The sequence below is a fragment of the Chlamydiales bacterium genome (assembly GCA_031292375.1).
GTDB lineage: Bacteria > Chlamydiota > Chlamydiia > Chlamydiales > VFKH01 > JARLHF01.
Window position 1 is genome coordinate 1 of sequence record JARLHF010000026.1, and the last position, 18,833, is coordinate 18,833.

19 protein-coding genes and 1 tRNA gene are annotated in these 18,833 nt (G+C 37.7%); 6 read left to right on the plus strand and 14 right to left on the minus strand.

The window, feature by feature from the left end; translation table 11 throughout:
* Positions 1-278 precede the first annotated feature (278 nt).
* Positions 279-500: a hypothetical protein gene (locus tag P4L16_04180; protein MDR3624321.1), complete on the minus strand. Its 222-nt coding sequence runs from the start codon at positions 498-500 to the stop codon at positions 279-281.
* A 174-nt stretch (positions 501-674) separates the two neighbouring features.
* Here P4L16_04180 and P4L16_04185 point away from each other — a divergent pair, with 174 nt between their 5' ends.
* From P4L16_04185 to P4L16_04210, 6 genes are read left to right on the plus strand one after another with little or no spacing between them, the layout of a single operon-like run.
* The gene (locus P4L16_04185; protein MDR3624322.1) at positions 675-1,838 is read left to right on the plus strand and encodes a hydrolase; all 1,164 of its coding nucleotides are present in this window, start codon (positions 675-677) and stop codon (positions 1,836-1,838) included.
* Positions 1,829-3,190: an aminotransferase class III-fold pyridoxal phosphate-dependent enzyme gene (locus P4L16_04190; protein ID MDR3624323.1), complete on the plus strand. Its 1,362-nt coding sequence runs from the start codon at positions 1,829-1,831 to the stop codon at positions 3,188-3,190. Before P4L16_04185 ends, P4L16_04190 begins: the two co-directional genes overlap by 10 nt.
* Complete coding sequence (locus tag P4L16_04195) at positions 3,187-4,224, plus strand: arginine N-succinyltransferase (protein MDR3624324.1); 1,038 nt, start codon at positions 3,187-3,189, stop codon at positions 4,222-4,224. Before P4L16_04190 ends, P4L16_04195 begins: the two co-directional genes overlap by 4 nt.
* Entirely contained in the window at positions 4,221-5,687 is a 1,467-nt protein-coding gene (gene astD / locus P4L16_04200) for a succinylglutamate-semialdehyde dehydrogenase (GenBank protein ID MDR3624325.1), read from the plus strand. Before P4L16_04195 ends, astD begins: the two co-directional genes overlap by 4 nt.
* Entirely contained in the window at positions 5,684-7,042 is a 1,359-nt protein-coding gene (astB, locus tag P4L16_04205; GenBank protein ID MDR3624326.1) for an N-succinylarginine dihydrolase, read from the plus strand. The genes astD and astB overlap by 4 nt, the downstream gene beginning before the upstream one ends.
* A 42-nt stretch (positions 7,043-7,084) precedes the next feature.
* Complete coding sequence (locus P4L16_04210) at positions 7,085-8,200, plus strand: hypothetical protein (protein MDR3624327.1); 1,116 nt, start codon at positions 7,085-7,087, stop codon at positions 8,198-8,200.
* Between the two features lies 1 nt (position 8,201).
* Here the strand turns inward: P4L16_04210 and P4L16_04215 are convergent, their stop codons facing one another.
* The 13 genes from P4L16_04215 to P4L16_04275 form a co-directional block, all read right to left on the minus strand.
* On the minus strand, positions 8,202-8,960 hold the full coding sequence (locus P4L16_04215) for a hypothetical protein (GenBank protein ID MDR3624328.1): 759 nt from the start codon (positions 8,958-8,960) through the stop codon (positions 8,202-8,204).
* A 201-nt stretch (positions 8,961-9,161) separates the two neighbouring features.
* Positions 9,162-10,292, minus strand: a complete 1,131-nt coding sequence (locus P4L16_04220; GenBank protein MDR3624329.1) for a glycosyltransferase family 4 protein — start codon at positions 10,290-10,292, stop codon at positions 9,162-9,164.
* Positions 10,293-10,305: 13 nt separating this feature from the next.
* Entirely contained in the window at positions 10,306-11,625 is a 1,320-nt protein-coding gene (gene rfaE1 / locus P4L16_04225) for a D-glycero-beta-D-manno-heptose-7-phosphate kinase (protein ID MDR3624330.1), read from the minus strand.
* A complete protein-coding gene (gene rfaD, locus P4L16_04230) occupies positions 11,619-12,611 on the minus strand; it encodes an ADP-glyceromanno-heptose 6-epimerase (protein ID MDR3624331.1) in 993 nt (330 codons plus the stop codon). Before rfaD ends, rfaE1 begins: the two co-directional genes overlap by 7 nt.
* The gene (gene ispE / locus P4L16_04235) at positions 12,604-13,458 is read right to left on the minus strand and encodes a 4-(cytidine 5'-diphospho)-2-C-methyl-D-erythritol kinase (GenBank protein ID MDR3624332.1); all 855 of its coding nucleotides are present in this window, start codon (positions 13,456-13,458) and stop codon (positions 12,604-12,606) included. Before ispE ends, rfaD begins: the two co-directional genes overlap by 8 nt.
* 196 nt (positions 13,459-13,654) lie before the next feature.
* A complete protein-coding gene (gene rplI, locus P4L16_04240) occupies positions 13,655-14,137 on the minus strand; it encodes a 50S ribosomal protein L9 (protein ID MDR3624333.1) in 483 nt (160 codons plus the stop codon).
* A gap of 22 nt (positions 14,138-14,159) precedes the next feature.
* Entirely contained in the window at positions 14,160-14,411 is a 252-nt protein-coding gene (gene rpsR / locus P4L16_04245; GenBank protein MDR3624334.1) for a 30S ribosomal protein S18, read from the minus strand.
* A gap of 30 nt (positions 14,412-14,441) precedes the next feature.
* A complete protein-coding gene (gene rpsF / locus P4L16_04250; protein ID MDR3624335.1) occupies positions 14,442-14,807 on the minus strand; it encodes a 30S ribosomal protein S6 in 366 nt (121 codons plus the stop codon).
* A 2-nt stretch (positions 14,808-14,809) separates the two neighbouring features.
* On the minus strand, positions 14,810-15,445 hold the full coding sequence (pth, locus tag P4L16_04255; GenBank protein ID MDR3624336.1) for an aminoacyl-tRNA hydrolase: 636 nt from the start codon (positions 15,443-15,445) through the stop codon (positions 14,810-14,812).
* Positions 15,446-15,480: 35 nt separating this feature from the next.
* Positions 15,481-16,041, minus strand: a complete 561-nt coding sequence (locus P4L16_04260; protein MDR3624337.1) for a 50S ribosomal protein L25 — start codon at positions 16,039-16,041, stop codon at positions 15,481-15,483.
* Between the two features lie 31 nt (positions 16,042-16,072).
* Positions 16,073-17,041: a ribose-phosphate pyrophosphokinase gene (locus tag P4L16_04265; GenBank protein ID MDR3624338.1), complete on the minus strand. Its 969-nt coding sequence runs from the start codon at positions 17,039-17,041 to the stop codon at positions 16,073-16,075.
* 40 nt (positions 17,042-17,081) lie between these two features.
* Positions 17,082-17,153: transfer RNA gene (locus P4L16_04270), tRNA-Gln, on the minus strand.
* 83 nt (positions 17,154-17,236) lie between these two features.
* Complete coding sequence (locus tag P4L16_04275) at positions 17,237-18,592, minus strand: amino acid carrier protein (protein ID MDR3624339.1); 1,356 nt, start codon at positions 18,590-18,592, stop codon at positions 17,237-17,239.
* Positions 18,593-18,833: the final 241 nt, after the last annotated feature.

The window sequence follows — 18,833 nt, forward strand, 5'->3', positions numbered from 1 at the left end:
ACCTATTTACGATTAACAAGACTTAAGCTAGGGCTGGTACTTAATTTTGGGCAAGGACGGCTTATTGATGGATTAACTAGAGTAGCTAATGATCTGTAACTCTCTACGCCACCGCGTCTCTGCGTCTCTGCGTAAAAGATACTGTTCATTTTTTATTGAACAGTATAATATAATAAACATTCTGGATTTTCCTCAATTCTTCATTAACGATATGTATACTTTATGAGAATGCGCATCTTCTAAGTTTTGAATAACGCTATCAACTTGAATCATAGCTTTTACTCTGGAATGTCTTGCTCGAAAAACGATTGAGCATTGTCGATAAGGTAGGCCGCAAGTCCTTTGTCTCCCTCGTAAGTGAGCTCTACTTGCATTTTTCCATCATCCGAGGGCTCTGTACACGTAATAAGAATATAACAGGCGTTGCGCTTTTTAATGAGCAACTTCTTTAGCTTTGCTTGCAATCCCTCTTTAATGTTGTTTTTTTTCTTAAGTAACATTTGATCCCTTACAAGCAATTCTTATACGCACAAACAAGTGCAGGCGCTACACACCTTCTTGAGCTTGTTGGTGTATATATACCATTAATAAAAAAAAGCAATGATATTTGTCAAAACATGATTTGCAAATTTTAGCTTAATTATCTAATGTGCGAGTATAGGACTTAAAAACATATGATAAAAAAATATTTGCATTACCTAGCACGGATCGATGAAAAAAAAGAACAAATGAGTGCACTTGTAGAAAAATGGGCCAATATCGCATCTGGATCCAATGACTTGAGCGGTCTTAATTTAATGCTACAAGAGTTAAAACAACACTTTTCTACTTTTGATGGAAAAATGCAAGAACATACTCTAAAAAATGGGTCTGCCCTCTCTATTCAAAAAAGAGAATCCGCCCACATTCAAGTGCTACTTTGTGGACATATGGATACAGTGTACTCCCACCATGTAACTTGCATAAAAGAGGGAAACTACCTCGTAGGTCCTGGAGTTGCAGATATGAAGGGAGGCCTTGTTATTCTTTTAACTGCCCTGCAGGCATTTGAATCTTTTTCTCATGCAAAGCACATTGGATGGACCATTTTAATTACTCCCGATGAAGAAATTGGCTCTATTTATTCTAAACCTCTTCTTCAAGAATATGCAAAAAAAAATAGTGTGGGACTTGTTTTTGAACCTGCTCTTCCAGATGGCTCTCTTGTGGTAGAAAGGATGGGATCTACAAATTATAGAATTGTCTTCAAGGGCATTGCAGCTCATGTTGGGAGGAGTTTTTATGAGGGAAAAAGCGCTATCAGCGCTCTTGCTTCTTTTATTAAAGAAGTAGAAAAAGAATATAAAACAGATACAAAATCTATTTTAAACTTTGGACATATTACAGGAGGAAGCGCCCCAAATGTCGTTGCAGAAAATGCTACTTGCAGCATCAATTTTAGATCTTCTTCTCTTGATGATATGGCTTCATTTGATACACTACTTAAAAAGATCAAAACACTCATCTCTCATGAACATAGTGTGGAGATCTATATTTTTCAAGAAAGCCTCAGAGCCCCCAAACTCTTTGATGAAAAAAGCAAAAAACTCTTTCAACGGATACAAGAATGCGCTCATGATCTTGGAATTACAATAGATGGCAAATCCACAGGAGGTGTATGTGACGGTAACACTCTTGCACGAGCAGGTCTTTGCAATATAGATACAATGGGTCCAAAAGGAGAATTTCTACACTCTGCAAAAGAGCGCTTGGATCTAGAAAGTCTTACAGAGAGAGCAAAGCTTACCTGTTTATTCCTTCTAAAGCTTGCTTCAAAGGAGATTTCTCTATGGGCTTAATAAAAAAACAATTCCAAGAGGATCCCAGATATCAAACAGCAAAAAAAGCACTTCTTGAATTATACACAGAGTATCAACATAAAATTGATGGGATAAAACCTGCACAATCCAATTTAAAATGTGATTACGACAAAATAGTTCAAGAATTTGAATCCTCTCGTGGCATCAAACTGTGGTATCCTTATGTTGGCAGCGGGTTTGGAAAAGGTGCTTATGTTGAACTTCTAGATGGATCTGTAAAGCTTGACTTTATCAGCGGAATCGGAGCACATTTTGAACATGGCAATACAGCCATTATCTCTGCAATGATTGACGCAGCATTTGAAGATAAAGTCATGCAAGGCAATTTGCAACAAAATATGGTTGCAAAGGAACTTTCAAGCCTTTTACTTAAAAGTTCTGGCTTTGATCATGTTTTTCTTTCTACATCTGGGGCCATGGCCTGTGAAAATGCACTAAAAATCATCTTTCAAAAGAAATCTCCAGCAAGGCGCATCCTTGCCTTTGAGCATTGTTTCATGGGAAGAACACACCTGCTTGCACAAATTACTGATAAACCAGAACTTCGAAAAGGCCTTCCAAGCACTACTTTTGTAGACTACTTACCCTTTTATGATCCTTTGCACCCAAAAGAATCTATAGAAAAAGCTCTTTCTCTTATGAAAACGTATATAAAGCGCTACCCTAATGACTATGCAGTATTTTGTTTAGAACTAGTTCAAGGAGAAGGAGGCATTAATGTTGGTTCTCGTGATTTCTTTTTACCTCTCATAGAGCTTGCAAAGGCTCATAATATTGCCATATTTGTAGATGAGGTCCAAACATTTGGTAGAACAGAAAATCTCTTTGCCTACCAATATTTTGACCTATTTCCATACATTGATGTTGTGAGCATTGGTAAGCTAAGTCAAATTGCTGCAACATTATTTAAAAGCTCTTTTAAACCCCTTCCAAACCTTTTAAGCCAAACTTTTATTGGTAGTACAAGTGCTCTATACGGAAGTTTTGTCATTATTAAATCCCTTTTAAGCGATAATTATTTAGGGCCCAGTGGCAAAATCAAACACCTACACACCTATTTTTTAAAGCATTTTGAGAGACTACATAAAATCTATCCAGACAAAATAGAAGGACCTTATGGCCTTGGAGGGCTCATAGCTTTTACCCCCTTCAAAGGGGATAAAGAACAAGTAACTCTATTTGCACACAAACTTTTTTCTTTAGGGCTCATCATCTTTCTTACAGGAGAAAATCCTTCGCGAATAAGGATGCTTCCACCCATTGGCAATACATCAGAAAAAGATATTGATCAGGCCTTTACTATCATCGAAGAGGCTCTAAAACAAATATGAAGTATTCTGTTTTACTGCGCCCTATAAAGTACTCTGACTTAGATGCCCTTCTAAACCTCGCTCTTGAAGCCCAATATGGAATTACGTCTCTTCCAAAACAAAGAGACTTCCTTGAAAAGAAAATTTCTCTCTCCATAAACTCTTTTGCAAAAGAAATTGAAGGCCCAGAAAATGAATCTTATCTTTTTGTTCTAGAAAATATAGTTTCCAAAGAAATTTTAGGCACCTGTGGCATCATATCACAAACAAGCATCCGTGAGCCTTTCTACTCTTTTGAATTGCAAACCATTCAAAATGCATCCCCTTCTTTACATATCTATAAAGAGCATTCTTTGCTTTACTTACACCGAACAAAACACACACCAACAGAAATTTGCTCTCTATTTTTAACACAAAAAGCAAGAAACAAGGGTCTTGCAAAGCTTTTATCCCTCAGCCGTTTTATCTTTATGCAAGTGCATTCGATACGGTTTAACTCAACGGTTGTTGCAAAAATGAGAGGTATCATTTCAAAAGAGGGCATTTCTCCCTTCTGGGAACATATTCTAAAGCCTTTTTTTACAATGACCTTTGCAGAGGCTGACTTGCTTCGCCTATCCAATACAGAATTTATTACAGACTTAATCCCTAAAAACCCCATTTACATAGACCTTCTTCCAAAAGAAGTACAAGAAGTTATCGCTAAAATACATCCCAATACAATACCCGCACTAAAAATTCTTGAAAAACAAGGATTTAAATTCTCTAACAAAATTGATATCTTTGATGGAGGTCCTAATTATTATGCCCCTCTCAAAGAGATCCACTCTGTTAAACATTGTAAAAGCGGTTATCTTCACTCAATAGTCAAGAAAAACCCCTCTTCTGACATCTTATCCATCGTCTGCAACCCAAAAATTCACTTTCTCTCGGCTTATGGATACATTCAAGAGAACTCTTCTAATAAAGTTACTTTATCAGAAGAACTTGTAAAAACTCTAAAACTAGAGATAGATGATCCTGTAGCCTATCTTCATCTAGGAACTCTTCCATGACACACTTTATAGACAACCTGTGGATAAACTCAACTACTGAAAATACTTTGTTTTCAATAAACCCTGCAACGGGCAAATCCCTATTTAAAGGCTCAAATGCTGGAAAAAAAGAAGTAGATTTAGCGGTAAATGGAGCAACAGATGCCTTTGCTAAGTGGACACTTTCTTCAATCGATACCCGCATTAGCTATTTAAAAGCCTTTCAACAGGAATTAAAAGAGAATCAAGTACACATTGCAACAACCATTTCAAAAGAAACCGGAAAACCTCTTTGGGATTCTCTTACAGAAGTTTCTAGCATGATCTCAAAAATTGATATCAGTGTACTTGCTTACTATGAAAGAACATCTGAAAAAAAGGATGCATCTCACACAATGCCTCTCGTGGTAAAGCATAGACCACATGGTTTAGTTGCAGTCTTTGGTCCTTTCAATTTTCCAGGACATATTCCCTTGGGACACATTATTCCAGCCCTTCTTGCTGGAAACTGCGTCATTTTTAAACCAAGCGAAAAAACACCCCTTACATCCATTGAAATCATCAAACTTTGGCAAAAGATAAATCCTCCTAAAGGAGTTTTAAACTTAGTGCAAGGAGATGCAATAACAGGAAAACTCATTGCATCACACCCCGCTCTAAACGGTCTCTTTTTTACAGGGAGCCTTAAAACAGGACTTGCCCTAAACCAGCTATTTGCATCCACACCAGAAAAAATCTTAGCATTAGAAATGGGAGGAAATAACCCTCTTATTGTATGGGAGGCAAGTAACCTATCTAGCACCATTTACCAAATACTACTTTCTGCGTTTATAACGACAGGACAGCGCTGTACTTGTGCACGCAGACTCATCGTCCCTGAAGGAAATAATGGACATGCCATCTTAAACCACCTTGAAAAGGCTATTCAAAATATTGTTATTGGATCTTATGATGACACTATAGAACCCTTTATGGGACCGCTTATCTCAAATGAGGCTTTAAACAATTTACTCCACGCAGAACGCACACTTTTATCTCTTGGTGCAACCTCCTTAATACCTCTAAAAAGATTAGATCCAAAACTTCCCTTCCTATCTCCTGGACTCATCGATGTTACATCCATTAAAGACCTGCCTGATGAAGAATACTTTGGACCACTGTTACAAGTCATAAGAGCTAACTCTTTTGAAGAAGCCATATCCCTTTCTGCAAATACAAAATATGGCCTTGTTACCTCTCTACTTTCAGATAATAAGCTCTTATATGAACAATTTTACATCCATTCAAAAGCAGGTCTTATCCATTGGAATGCCCCCACAACGGGAGCTAGCAGCAAAGCTCCCTTCGGCGGAATTGGTAGAAGCGGAAATTTTAGGCCCGGAGCTTACTATGCAACAGATTTTTGCTCCTACCCAGTAGCTTCTTTTGAAGTAGAGGTAATAAATCCTCCATCCACTCTTTTACCAGGAATTAAATACGTATGACTGAACACTTATCTAACAAAACTTATGAAGTCAATTTTGATGGACTTGTAGGTCCCACCTACTTTTTTGGAGGGCTTTCCAGTGGGAATATGGCCTCAACTAAACATAAAAACAAAACATCTAATCCCAAAAAAGCAGCCCTACAAGGCCTAGAAAAAATGAAACTGCTCATGGATCTTGGTATTAAACAAGCAGTTCTTCCTCCACAAATGCGCCCAGACATTTCCATTTTGCGCTCTCTTGGTTTTATAGGATCAGATGCATCTGTAATAGATCAAGCAGAAAAAGTAGCACCGGAACTACTTCAAAGTGTACTCTCTGCATCTAGCATGTGGAGTGCAAATAGCGCAACGATTGCACCATCATCAGACTCTGCAGACAATCTTGTTCACATTACTCCAGCAAACTTAGGCACATTATTTCATAGAGCAATCGAAACAGAAACCACCACGCATATTCTAAAAGCTATCTTTAAAAATCCAAAATATTTTATACATCATGCACCTCTTCCAAGCCCTGTCCATTTCAGTGACGAAGGCTCTGCAAATCATATGCGCTTCAGTACATCTCATGCATCTATGGGCGTACATCTTTTTGTGTTTGGAAAAAATTCTCTCTCAAAAAACACCCAAATGCCAAAAAAAAATCTAGCCAGACAATCAAGAGAGGCCTCAGAATCCGTTGCAAGACTGCATCTTCTTCCAGCTGACAGAGTATTATTTGCTCAACAAAACCCTAAACTAATAGACAAGGGCGTCTTTCACAATGATGTAATCTCAACAAACAATGAAAACGTCTTTCTCTATTATGAAGATGCTTTCGTAGATACACCTCTATTGATAGAAACAATACACAGAAAAATGTTTTCTATCTGCAACACAGAAGCTATTTGTATCAAAATTTCTAAGAAAATGCTTCCCTTTAAAGAGGCTCTTTCTTCTTATCTTTTCAACTCTCAGATTGTAACACTTCCAGATGGCTCCATGGCTATCATTGCCCCCTTAGAATGTAAAACAAATACAACCACCCATGAAATACTCAGGGCACTTATATCTGACAGGAAAAGCCCTATTCGCCATTTACACTTTGTAGATATTCAAGAAAGCATGAAAAATGGCGGAGGTCCTGCCTGCTTGCGTCTTCGAGTACTTCTCAAAGAAAAAGAACTCGCAGCTATCAATCCTCATGTTCTATTAAATGACACTCTCTACCATACTCTCAAACAATGGATTTCAAAACATTATAGAGAGTCTCTTACAAGAAAAGATTTAAGTGATCCAGATTTTTTAAAAGAGAGCCAAAATGCACTTATCGAACTCTCAACCATCCTGCATCTTCCAAATATACACAAATGAATAAAGACTGTATCATGACACCAAAACTATCAAGAAACTTGCATGATACATATCATCTCTATTATTCCCACATTAAATAAGATAGGCGGACATGAGTACTGGTACCATTTAGCTTTATCTCAAGCGGCCACAACAAATGGATGGAAACATTCTGCTTTAATACCAAAACAACTTAAAGTCCAAAATATACCTACATCTTGGCTGTCTTGTTTGCCATCACAAAAAAAATCGATGCTTCCAAAGCCTCTGCGACCCATTAAACAGACTTTTCAGATGATGTGTGCTCTTTTTTCTGCATTTAAAAAAACACCTCTACAAGAGAGCTCTGTTATTTTCTATGAGCGTTTTTCTCATATTGACTTGTATGCTTTGTTATTAGCTCTTTTTCTAATAAGAAAAAAATCATCCCTATGGCTCTTTTATAGGGTACTTCCTGAATACTTTAAAAAAAATAAAAACAAACATTTATTTTTGCAAAAGTTCATTGAAAAACAGATCGGACAAGGTAAAATTAAATTAATGACTGACACAGATTTACTTGTCAATGCGCTGCAAAGCTTTTTTAATAAAAAAACTTATCTCATGCCAATTCCCCATACAACACACATACCCCATCAACACGATACTCAAGACATATTATTTTTATGGTGGCCAGGAGGCATGAGAGAAGAGAAGGGCTTAAAACATATCCAAAAACTCGCGCTTTGTCCCTCTTCAAAAAAGCATCAAAATGCTACATTAGTAGTCGTTGAAGAGATGAAACAACATTTACAACGCAGCACTATTTCCATCGAGTGGGTAAAAAGTGAGATGCCAAGAGAAGAATTTGATCTATGGATGCAAAGGGCTCAAGTTATTTTACTTCCCTATCTTTCCAATATTCACTATCAAGCCTCATCATCTGGCCTCTTTGTAGAGGCAATTGTCGCAGGCTGCATGCCACTTGTTAGTGACCTTACTTGGATGAGTCATGAACTTAAAAAGCATCACCTTGAAGAGCTTATACTCGACTGGGAGCAAGACGATTTACTTAATACAATCCATACCCTCTATAACAACCCTGCAGTACACGGCAAATTGCAGCACATGCAAGCAGAGTATAGCTCTTTCCACTGCCAAGAGCAATTTACCAAAGCGCTGCAAAAAATGATTTTATAATCTAACACGCAGTGCCTGGCTTTGCAGCGCTTACATAACGCTGATCTTGTGGAAATAATAGACAACAGTCATTGAACAATATTCGTATTGTCATTCTAGCCCAAACTGCAGACGCTCCAAAATCTTTTAGCATCTCTCTTATTTCATGATCTTTAGGCATACTTTTCAGGCCTTCTTTACCAGGAATGTTTCTAATAGGATTAAAACATTCTGTTAATACCCAAATACCCGCGCCTCGAATAGTATTCACACGCAATAAATAACGCTCGAGCTTTCCTGCAATCTCTCTTGTTTTATAAAGAGTATTTGGAGATATACAACCTAATATAACCCCTACTATATGTGTTATTGTAATAGCAATCCCATAAGCAGGTGTACGAAAAATATCAGCAAGCGACCTTAATGTATTTTTTCCTAGATCCTTTATAGTTTGTGTGCCCTTTAATAGTTTAAATATTTCTACTGCTAAAGGAGCTATAATTGATGCATGCCATAACGTTTTAACACATGTATGTACGGGGCGCAAAAAAGTGAGAGTAATGTGTTTTGCAAGAATTTTTCTTTTTCTACAATCAAAATAGACCTCACCACTGTTTGTATTAATACAGGCATGATACTCATGAATGCGTCCACAAAGCTCATCTGAATAACAGATCATTCTTTTATAGACATCATCATCTCGCTTATATACTCCAAAACTTCTTTCCCAATTAGGATGAGTATCAATAAAATTCTGAAAAGTAACACTATTAGTCATCATTCACCTCTTGTTAATAGCACCAATTATAGATGATGAACATTAATTAAATATAAATTTTTTATTACTAATTTAATTAATTATAAATTAATTAAACTTTAATTTGATCTTAATATGAAAATTCTAAGCTGTGCCCATAATAAATAAAGCATGGCAGTTCAAGAATTTAATAAAAATAAAAGTCCTCTAATAATCTTGGACTGCCTATTTCTTATCTATAATAATCTGTTTATAGCGCTCAGCTCGCTTTTTCCAAGAAAATATCTCTTGGCGTTGCATTGCCATCATTTGCAACTGCTTCAAATGACTTTTTTGCATATAGGGACTTACAGAGCTAACTAAAGACTTTGTACTACCAGGCTCATAAAAAACTACACCATCTGCCTCATTGAAGTGCTCTCTTACAACAGGAAGATCTGGAACTAGCATAGCCCGCTTCCACTCTCTATACTCCATCAATTTAGTATGAGCAACAAAGGGCATTTTGCCACTCGCAGTAAAAGGCGCAACAAAAATATCTGTATCTGAGATAAGCTCTGAGATCTTTGTTGGCGGATGAAAACCTGCAAAGTATACTCTTTCAGATATACCTAAAGTATCCGCAAGGCTTTTATAATAAGCAACCTCCTCTTCTTTACCACCTACAACCTTTAATGTAGCTAAAGGAAGCTCTACTAAAGCATGTAAAAGATGCAAAATCCCTTGTGCCTCATAAAGCTGCCCCACATAACAAAGACGTAAAAAAGAACTCTCTACATTATTATCAGGAAGCTTTTTCGAATGCACAGCAAGAGGAATAACCTCTATGGGCACTTGTAGGGAGTAGGGAGGCGCTATTAAAATATTTTTAAGTTGTTCTGTTGTTACGCTCACAAGATCCGCGCAAGCAAGCATTTCTAGCTCCTGTGCAGCTCGCTTAGAAAATGTACGTCCTGGATAGTAACTTAATTCATGCACCTCATATACATAAAAAACACCTGCAACCTTTCTTTTTAGATGATATCTTCCTTGTTTAAAAACACTTAGAAAAACAACTTGCGGTAATTTTTTAAGAATGGCTCTTTGAGTAAAATAAAAAAAAGGGTAATTCCAACTCAAATTTAAACAGTTATTTTTACGAACAATAGGAAGAGAGTCGATTTCAAGTAAATCTTTATTCTCTAACGCCTTTGGCAAATAATGCAGAAGAAGCTCATTTTTAGACTTAGAGCCCTTGCCAATAAGTAGAGTTGTCTTTATGCCAGACTCTGCAAAAGCTGCACATTCTTGAAAAATATAAACATCATGAGCTGTTTTTTTGGGAAGAATTTCATTATAAGGATAAAAAACATGCATATAGCAAAACGTCTCAGGTTAGTGCTTCTAGATGAGATACTCTCTCCAACTTATTTTCTTGAAGATTATAAATTTCATAAGGCTTAAGTTCTCTGCAAAGATGATTTAAGTTATCTTTTCTTAATATGATAAAATCCACTTCTTGAAGAGATGCAAGCAAACTTAAAAATTCATGACTGCTAGCACTATTTCTTACATAAACAATAAGCTCTCCTGACTTATTTAAAGAAAGCTCTCGAATGCTTTTAAAAATAGAGGATGTCATTCCCAAGTGTCCATCAATACTCAACAGCGTAAAAGGTGTATCTCTGATAGCCATATGAAGTGCAAATAAATGTTCTTCATCAAAAATCTTATTTTTGGAATCCTGATGCAATAGCCTTCTTACAACTTGTGAAAGAGAAACTCTTGCACAACCAAAATGTTCTATTGCAATACCTGCTGCTATATTTGAAAGGAGTGCAGATTCTGCAAAATCAAACCCATTCGCAATGGCCATTGTAAGCATAGCAAGAACTGTATCACCTGCGCCCGTTACATCTTTTACTTCCTTTGCATGCACAGGAAAGTCTTCTCTTGCCTTTTCTCTTTGAAATAAAGAGATACCAGCTTCTGAGCGTGTAATAAAAAAGGCCTTTGCTAAAGTCTCTTTAAGAAGCTTAGCAGCAACCAGATCTAAGTCTGTATATTGATTTAAACCCGATGCTAAAATAGCTTCGCTCAAATTAGGTTTTATAATTGTAACACCTAAATACTTAGAAAAATCACTGCCTTTAGGATCTACAATGACCGGAATTTCTTGCTCATTTGCAAGCTCGATTACCCTTTGTAAAATTTTTCTAGATAAAAACCCTTTTGCATAATCTGAAATAGCAACAACTTTTACTCCCTCCATCAAAGCAGGAAGCAAGTGCAGCATTTCCACTTCAAGTTCGAGAGATAAAGAAGAATTGCTCTCAAAATCCACACGCATCATTTGCTGATTTTCTGCAATAATTCTATTTTTAATAGGTGTTTTGTATGCCCTTTCAATAAGAATTCCACGTGTATCCACGCCCTCGCTCTTTAGCAATTGCAATAGATGATCACCTCCAACGTCATCTCCAACCCGGCCTACTACTACCACTTCTGTTCCCAATGAAAGAAGATTTAAAGCAGCATTACCAGCGCCTCCTGGACGCTTTTCTTCCCTTTCTACTTGAAGAACAGAAACAGGAGCTTCAGGAGAAATCCTCTTCACCTTTCCTATCGTATAGGCATCAAGCATAAAATCACCTACCAACATTACCTTGGAAGGTTCTATTCTATTGAGAGACTCTACTAATCTTACCATCTTTTCTCTGGGATAATATAACTGCGAACATAATCAAAAACAGCATCTTCTAAGGGCATCACCTGGTATTCAGGAAAGGCTTTTTCATACTTGTCCATTTCAGCACATGTGTAATTTTGATATTTTCCAATAAGCTCTTCTGGCATATCAATGTATTCAATATTCACAGGCAAATTTAAAGCATTGAATACAGTTTTTGCAAGGTAATTCCAGGTATAGGGATGACCTTGTCCAATATTGAAGATTCCATTAACATCCTTTCTCTCTAGAAAAGCGCATGTCATGCGTGCACAATCTTTTACATATAAAAAGTCTCGGCATTGCTCTCCATCGGGATAACGGTCTGGTTCAGCAGAAGAAGGACGATACTTAAATAACTGAATCACCCCCTCTTCTAAGGCCTTTGGAACCATTTTAACAATAGCAGAAGCCATACTGCCTTTATGCGCTTCGTTAGGCCCATAGATGTTAAAGTACTTAAGACCTACTATACGCCCCAAAACGCCCTCTCTCTTTGCCCATAAATCAAAAAGGTGTTTAGAATACCCATACATATTCAGTGCTCGTAAATTTTCTAACTGGTTCTGATCATCAGAAAACCCTCTTGAGCCATCACCATATGTTGCTGCAGAAGATGCATAAATAAAGCGATGGTTATTCTCTAAAGCATATTCACAGAGTCGTTGTGTGTATCTATAATTATTTTCTAAAAGGTAGTTAGCATCAAATTCTGTTGTACTAGAACATGCTCCAAGATGAATAAAGGCTTCTATCTCTTGTTCTTTTCCAACTAACCAGCTAAAGAGATTGTCTTTATGAATAATATCTACAAATTGCTTGCCAACAAGATTTTTCCACTTTTCTTTCATTCCGAGATTGTCAACAACAACAATGTTCGTAAAACCTCGGTTATTTAAATGACGCAAAACAGCAGAGCCAATAAAACCTGCTCCTCCTGTTAAAACAATCCGCTTATCTTCATCCATATGCACCATCTTCATACCATTTATTAACTTCTCTTCTAATAAATCCTACAGGATAAACCATATTATCCTCACCTTTTGGTAACACCCCATTACCAATTGCAAAAAAACTTGTTCCAGATCCTGTCATTAAAGCGTGGGAAAAGCCAGATTGTAACAAACTTTGTTTTAGTTCTACAAGGGATGGTTCTAAAAAAAAGGCAGGTTTTTCTAAGTCATTAAAATAACAGGAAGATCCATCTAAAAATTTCTTATACGCATTTACAGGATCCTCTAGGCTAAGCTCATTCAAATTTAAAGCTTTAAATACAAGAGGTGTAGAAAGCCCAAAAGTGGGCTTAATAATATACACAGGCCCTTGACTCACAATGCACGGTAAAGGCTGAATAATCTCGCCTCTACCCGTACAGTAAGCTGTACCCTGAGATAAAAAGAAGGTTGTATCAGAGCCTATTTCTTGAGACCATGTGATTAAATCATGATCAGATACTGGAAATCCAAGCAGCTCATTTAGCGCCCAAAGCATGGTTGCTGCATTACTACTTCCGCCGCCCAGTCCTGCTTGTATGGGAACATGCTTTTCCAGCATGATTTGAACGGCAAAAGAAATATTAGACTTTTTACGAAATAGTGAAAGAGCCTTTAAAACTAGGTTAGAAGGATCTAAAGGAATTTGGGAAGATAGTGGTCCTGTGACTTTAAATGAATCCTTTTCTGCCAGAGAAACATGGATATAATCACCAAGAGATACCGCCTGAAAAAGGGATGCAAGCTCATGATAACCATCGGGTCTTTTCTTTACGACCTTCAAAAACAAGTTAAGCTTTGCTGGCGAAAAAAATGTAACCACAAATCACACCACTATGTATTACTTCTACATCACTTACAAGATCACTTACAAGACCCATTATAAGGCCATTTATAGGCTCTCTGCAGACCCTGTGACAGCCAACTAATACACAAACAAGTTCAAGAATTGTTTGTGTATAACTGCTACAGAGCCCACAGAGGGCACAGAGGAATGTAATAAATTATCGCTGCATATATTATGTAACTTCTACTACAACATCTTCCACATAACCCTCAGGCACAATTTTCACCTTGCAAGAAGATATTACGCCTTCTTTTAAGCGTAGTTCTACTGTGTGTACGCCCGTTGACTTAATGGGTTGTGCAAGATGCACGGAACGCTTTTCTAGCTTAACACCTTCAGCTTCAAAAAGACGCTGGATATCTAGAGCTGTAACTGAACCATACATATTACCATCTGGGTCAACCTTAACTTCTACAGTAAAGACCATGTCTTTGACACGAACAGAAAGATCTTCCGCTTCTTGTTTATCCACTACAGCCTGTTTTGCTCTCTCTTCTTGCAAACGCAGCTGCATACGGCGCGCATTTTGGTCCGCAACAAGCGCTTTTTTCTTTGGCAGTAAAAAATTACGTGCAAATCCAGGTCTTACAGAAACTATATCACCAGACCTACCAAGATTCTCTACATCCTCAAGTAACAACAAATGGGTTGCCATTTAGTTTTCTCCTTATTCCTTGTTAATCTTCAGCTACAAAAGCAAGTAATGCCATGTGCCTTGCACGCTTTATCGCCTTAGACAACTCTCTTTGAAAGTATGCCGACACTCCAGTAATACGACGCGGTAGAATCTTACCTCTTTCGGTAATAAATCTTCTAAGGGTCTCTGTATCTTTATAATCTATCGTTTTAAAACCGCTACTTGTAAAAGGACAGCTTTTGCGTCTTTTCGATTTAGAATCTAAAGAAAATTCTGTTGTATTTCTTCTCATATTCATCATAATATACGTTTCCCCCAACTTTTATTCTTCTAAGGGTTTAAATTCGATCTTTTCCATTACACTTTCTGTGCGTAATGTCATGAACCTAATGAGGTCTTCATTAAGGTGGTATTCACGCCAAAGCTCTGCTATTGCAGGTGATTTAACTGTAAAGTATAGCAAAAAGTAAAACCCTTCGCGACGGCCATTAATTTCGTACGCTAGACGACGACGGCCTTGCTCATGTAATTTTAGGATTTCACCACCTCGGCTTAAAATACCTGTTTTAATTTTTTCTAATGCCTTTTGACGAGCATCTTCACTGAGAGTCGCACTAAGAATGTACATTCCCTCGTAAAGACCTTCATGAGGGCCCCCGCAAAGCTTCTCTACTACATTATTACTCATAATTATTTCTCCTTACCCACAACCGGACCACAAGTAGGCCCATAACCGGAACCCAAACTAGGATCTTGTTTATTTGTGTCTATTTGTGCATTCACTTGATTCATAGCCGCAACTACGCCAACTTCCAAAATAAGACAAACTGCATCTGCACACTGTTTACAGATTTTTGGCAACGTTTGTAACTCATCTATCATAAAACGTCCAAGAACATATTCTTCTAAAGAAAAGCCCGGAAGTACATTTCCAATACCCACCTTCAATCTCGGAAAGTTTTGCGTATTTAGATGCACCTCTGCACTAGAAAGCCCTTTATGCCCCCCAGCACTACCCTTTTCCCTCAAACGCAGCTTCCCAAAAGGAAGAGCCACATCGTCTGTAACAACAAGAGTCTGCTCTGGATCTATTTTATAAAAGCTCGCAACTTTTTGTATCGACTCACCACTTAAATTCATGTAGGTCATCGGCATCAAGAAAACATGTGTTGTCCCAATATGCTGATAAAGGGCTATTTTCCCAAAAAAACGCCTATCGTTTTTGAAAACCAGCCCCAATTTTTCTGCCAAGGCTTGCATCACCAAAAAACCCATATTATGTCGAGTCAATTGATAAGCAATCCCTGGATTTCCAAGACCTACAATTAATCGAGGAGAAGATATGATACTTTTCGCTCCGCTTAACGTTTCGCAATAACTACTGCGACTTCATTCATATTAGCAACAGGGCGCATACCTGAAGGAAGCGCTATGTCTGCAAGACGCTTTGTTTGAAACAAAAGCAGTTCTTTTATATCCAACTGAAACTCAGAAGGAATGTCTTTTGGCAAGCAACTCACTTTTAATGTGCGAATTACTTGGCGAAGTACACCGCCCAACTTAATTCCAACGCAATCGACGACTCCCACACATTGAATAGGCACATTGATCGTGACTGGAACAGTGTCGAAAAGCTCTTCAAAGTCCAAATGCCACACATCATAGGTTGTAGGCTCATATTGAATATCTTTAAGGATAGCGCGATGCTGGTGTGCACCATCTCCCTTTAAGAGAAACACGGTCGTCGATAAGCAGCCCTTTTTTATGTTACGCAAAATTGCTCTAAATTCTGCGCCATTGACTTCAATCGCTTGTCCTACTTCCCCTTTAGAATAGAGAACAGCAGGTACATTGCCCGCTCGACGGATCTGGCTCAACTCTTGTTTAGAAGAGCCGGATCGTTTGCTTACAGTTAATTTCATGGATTTCTCCCTAACAACAAAAAAATAAAAATTACTTCTCCTCAAATAAAGAAGAAATCGATTCTGCAGAAACAACACCTCTTATTGCCTTTGCAAAAAGCTCTGCAACAGAAACGGTTTGTATCTGCAATTTTTTACACATTTCACCCCCTGGGAGAGAAATTGTGTCACTTACAAATAAGCGTTCAATAAAGCTCTTGTCGAGCTTACTAAACACATCTTTAACAAAAACTCCGTGAGACACTGCCGCATAAATATGCCTAGCACCACCATCACGACACACTTCTGCAGCTGTTACTAACGTGCTGCCAGTTGTGCACATATCGTCCACAATAACCACATCTTTCCCAGAAACATCACCAATAAGTGCGCCCTTTAACACATTCGTTGCACTCACTCGTCTCTTGTCAATAAGAGCTAAATCAGCGTGTAACTCATGTGCAAAAGTACGCCCCATCGCAACACTTCCAAGATCTGGAGCCACAACACACATATTTTTTAAGTCTAAAGAACGGATTGCGCTAATTAGAGCAGGTCTTGCAAATAAGTTATCCACAGGGATATCAAAAAAGCCCTGTATCTGACCTGCGTGCAAATCCATTGTTAAGACCCGCATAGCTCCTGCCGTTTCTAACAGATTAGCAACGAGCTTAGCTGTGATCGGAACTCGTGGTTTGTCTTTTCGATCCTGACGAGCATACCCGAAATAGGGAATTATCGCCACAATACTTTTTGCTGATGCGCGTTTTAACGCATCAATAATAATCAAAAGCTCCATTAAATAGGAGTTGGGTTTTTTAGCAATCGATTGCACAACAAAAACATCTTTACCACGTACATTGTCCAGTATGCGAACGGAAGACTCTCCGTCTGGAAACTCTTGCAAAGCTATAGAACTTAATTTAACACCTAAGCAGTCAGCGATATGTCCGGATAGAACAGGATGAGACGAACCTGCAAAGAGCATAAACTCTAAATTACTTGGAGAATTACTTGGCATGAGCCTTGAATATTATAGATTTAAAAAACGCATTAAATTATTGGGGTGGAAGGATTCGAACCTCCGGATGGCGGTACCAAAAACCGCTGCCTTACCACTTGGCGACACCCCAGCTTACGTTTTCTTGCCACTCAGACGCAACAAAGGCATGATGCTACCAATGAAGACAATTTATTTGCAACTATTTTGTGTATATTAAGACGCAACCTCTAGCACTCCGGCTGCAGGATGCTCTTCCTTCACTTTAACGAAGAGAACTTCATGACGCAGTTTAAATAAGCCAACCAGATTAATCATTAAAAGAAGAGCCTGAGCAAGAGACATGATCAAAAGAGCTGTCGTCTGATCAAAAAATGAACTTAATACCCAAGCGATAACGCCATAAGTCATATAAATGGCAGGCCCATATTTTGAGTGTAAAAACTTTGCACATTTAATGCCAATACACATATAGGCGATGATAGTCGTATAACCCAAAATCAACAAAAAGCAAGGCATAAATACTTCCATATAAGGAAAATAATTACTCAGTGCTGTTTGAACTAACAAAGATGCTGGAATTGGCTCTACAGATTGCCAAACACCTGTTAACAGTATGATTAAAATAGAAAGCGTGCACATAAAATTGTCTAAAAACACTCCTAATACGGCAAGCCTTGCTTGTTTTTCCGGGTGTGTTGCAGAAGATTCACTATGAATAATTGAATCATAGCCAATGCCCAAATCAGCAGAATAAGCAAGTCTTGAAATACCATGTTGGATCGCAAGAAGCATAGTACTGCCAACAAAACCACCTACTGCCGCATGCCCTGTAAATGCGGATTTAAATACTGTCACCAAAACCTCTGGTAACAAGGCAATGTTACTTATAATTACCCAGCTTCCCATAAAAACATAGATAAGCATAAACACTGGCATTACAGAACTACAAATCTTACCAACGCGCTTAACACCGCCCACACTTGCATAAAGTACAAGCCCTAAAAGCCCAAATACTACAAGAAAATGATTGATGTTCCAGTTCGATTCTATCGTATTTGTAATCACAGAAAACTGATAAATCTCTATACCGTATAAACAAAGTAAAACAGCGACAATAATAGGTATAAATTTTACTTTAAATGCCTTTGCAAGAAAAAACATGGGACCACCATCAAAGCCACCATCTTTTCTTTTTACTCTATGCTTTAATCCTAAAAATACTTCCGAGTATTTAATTAAGCTGCCCAATGTTGCTGCAATCCACACCCATAAAAGAGCTCCTGGACCTCCAAACTGAACAGCTGTTACAATCCCAACAACACTTCCAATCCCAATCATTCCACCAACAGATGCAAAAAAAGCCTTCAGAGGATGAATTCCTCCATCATTTTCTTGTTTTTTAAATAAAAAGTGAAAAAATGTTTTAAATATTGATGGAAATGCATGAATCTGAAAAAAACGCGTCTTAAAACTTAGATAAATCCCAAGCAACATAATAAGAGCAAAACCAGCATACCCCCAAAAGAAGAGATCTAGCTGAAATAAGAAGGACAAAAACTGTTGTAACATAATATAAAACCCAAAAATACTAAATAGCGTAAAAGTTACTCAATCAAGAAGAATCAGTATATCAAAAAATTACTTTCTTTGCAAGGAATTATGAAGAAATCCAGCAATTAGGAGTGGCGATGGATTTATAAGTGTTTTCTCGTCTAGTAGGCCAAATGAAGCGGAAACTAGAGATTAAAGTCACAAAAATCAACGTTATTTCAAATAATTATCAGTAATGTTAGCAAAAAAATAATAAAAA

Excerpts from the sequence above, each read along its gene's own strand:
- P4L16_04190 (MDR3624323.1), top strand. The coding sequence starts at position 1,829 with ATGGGCTTAATAAAAAAACAATTCCAAGAGGATCCCAGATATCAAACA.
- P4L16_04275 (MDR3624339.1), bottom strand. The coding sequence starts at position 18,592 with ATGTTACAACAGTTTTTGTCCTTCTTATTTCAGCTAGATCTCTTCTTT.
- P4L16_04180 (MDR3624321.1), bottom strand. The coding sequence starts at position 500 with ATGTTACTTAAGAAAAAAAACAACATTAAAGAGGGATTGCAAGCAAAG.
- rfaD (MDR3624331.1), bottom strand. The coding sequence starts at position 12,611 with ATGGATGAAGATAAGCGGATTGTTTTAACAGGAGGAGCAGGTTTTATT.
- astB (MDR3624326.1), top strand. The coding sequence starts at position 5,684 with ATGACTGAACACTTATCTAACAAAACTTATGAAGTCAATTTTGATGGA.
- P4L16_04195 (MDR3624324.1), top strand. The coding sequence starts at position 3,187 with ATGAAGTATTCTGTTTTACTGCGCCCTATAAAGTACTCTGACTTAGAT.
- astD (MDR3624325.1), top strand. The coding sequence starts at position 4,221 with ATGACACACTTTATAGACAACCTGTGGATAAACTCAACTACTGAAAAT.
- rplI (MDR3624333.1), bottom strand. The coding sequence starts at position 14,137 with ATGGCAACCCATTTGTTGTTACTTGAGGATGTAGAGAATCTTGGTAGG.
- P4L16_04210 (MDR3624327.1), top strand. The coding sequence starts at position 7,085 with ATGATACATATCATCTCTATTATTCCCACATTAAATAAGATAGGCGGA.
- rpsF (MDR3624335.1), bottom strand. The coding sequence starts at position 14,807 with ATGAGTAATAATGTAGTAGAGAAGCTTTGCGGGGGCCCTCATGAAGGT.
- rpsR (MDR3624334.1), bottom strand. The coding sequence starts at position 14,411 with ATGAGAAGAAATACAACAGAATTTTCTTTAGATTCTAAATCGAAAAGA.
- rfaE1 (MDR3624330.1), bottom strand. The coding sequence starts at position 11,625 with ATGGTAAGATTAGTAGAGTCTCTCAATAGAATAGAACCTTCCAAGGTA.
- P4L16_04260 (MDR3624337.1), bottom strand. The coding sequence starts at position 16,041 with ATGAAATTAACTGTAAGCAAACGATCCGGCTCTTCTAAACAAGAGTTG.
- P4L16_04215 (MDR3624328.1), bottom strand. The coding sequence starts at position 8,960 with ATGATGACTAATAGTGTTACTTTTCAGAATTTTATTGATACTCATCCT.
- P4L16_04265 (MDR3624338.1), bottom strand. The coding sequence starts at position 17,041 with ATGCCAAGTAATTCTCCAAGTAATTTAGAGTTTATGCTCTTTGCAGGT.
- P4L16_04185 (MDR3624322.1), top strand. The coding sequence starts at position 675 with ATGATAAAAAAATATTTGCATTACCTAGCACGGATCGATGAAAAAAAA.
- P4L16_04220 (MDR3624329.1), bottom strand. The coding sequence starts at position 10,292 with ATGCATGTTTTTTATCCTTATAATGAAATTCTTCCCAAAAAAACAGCT.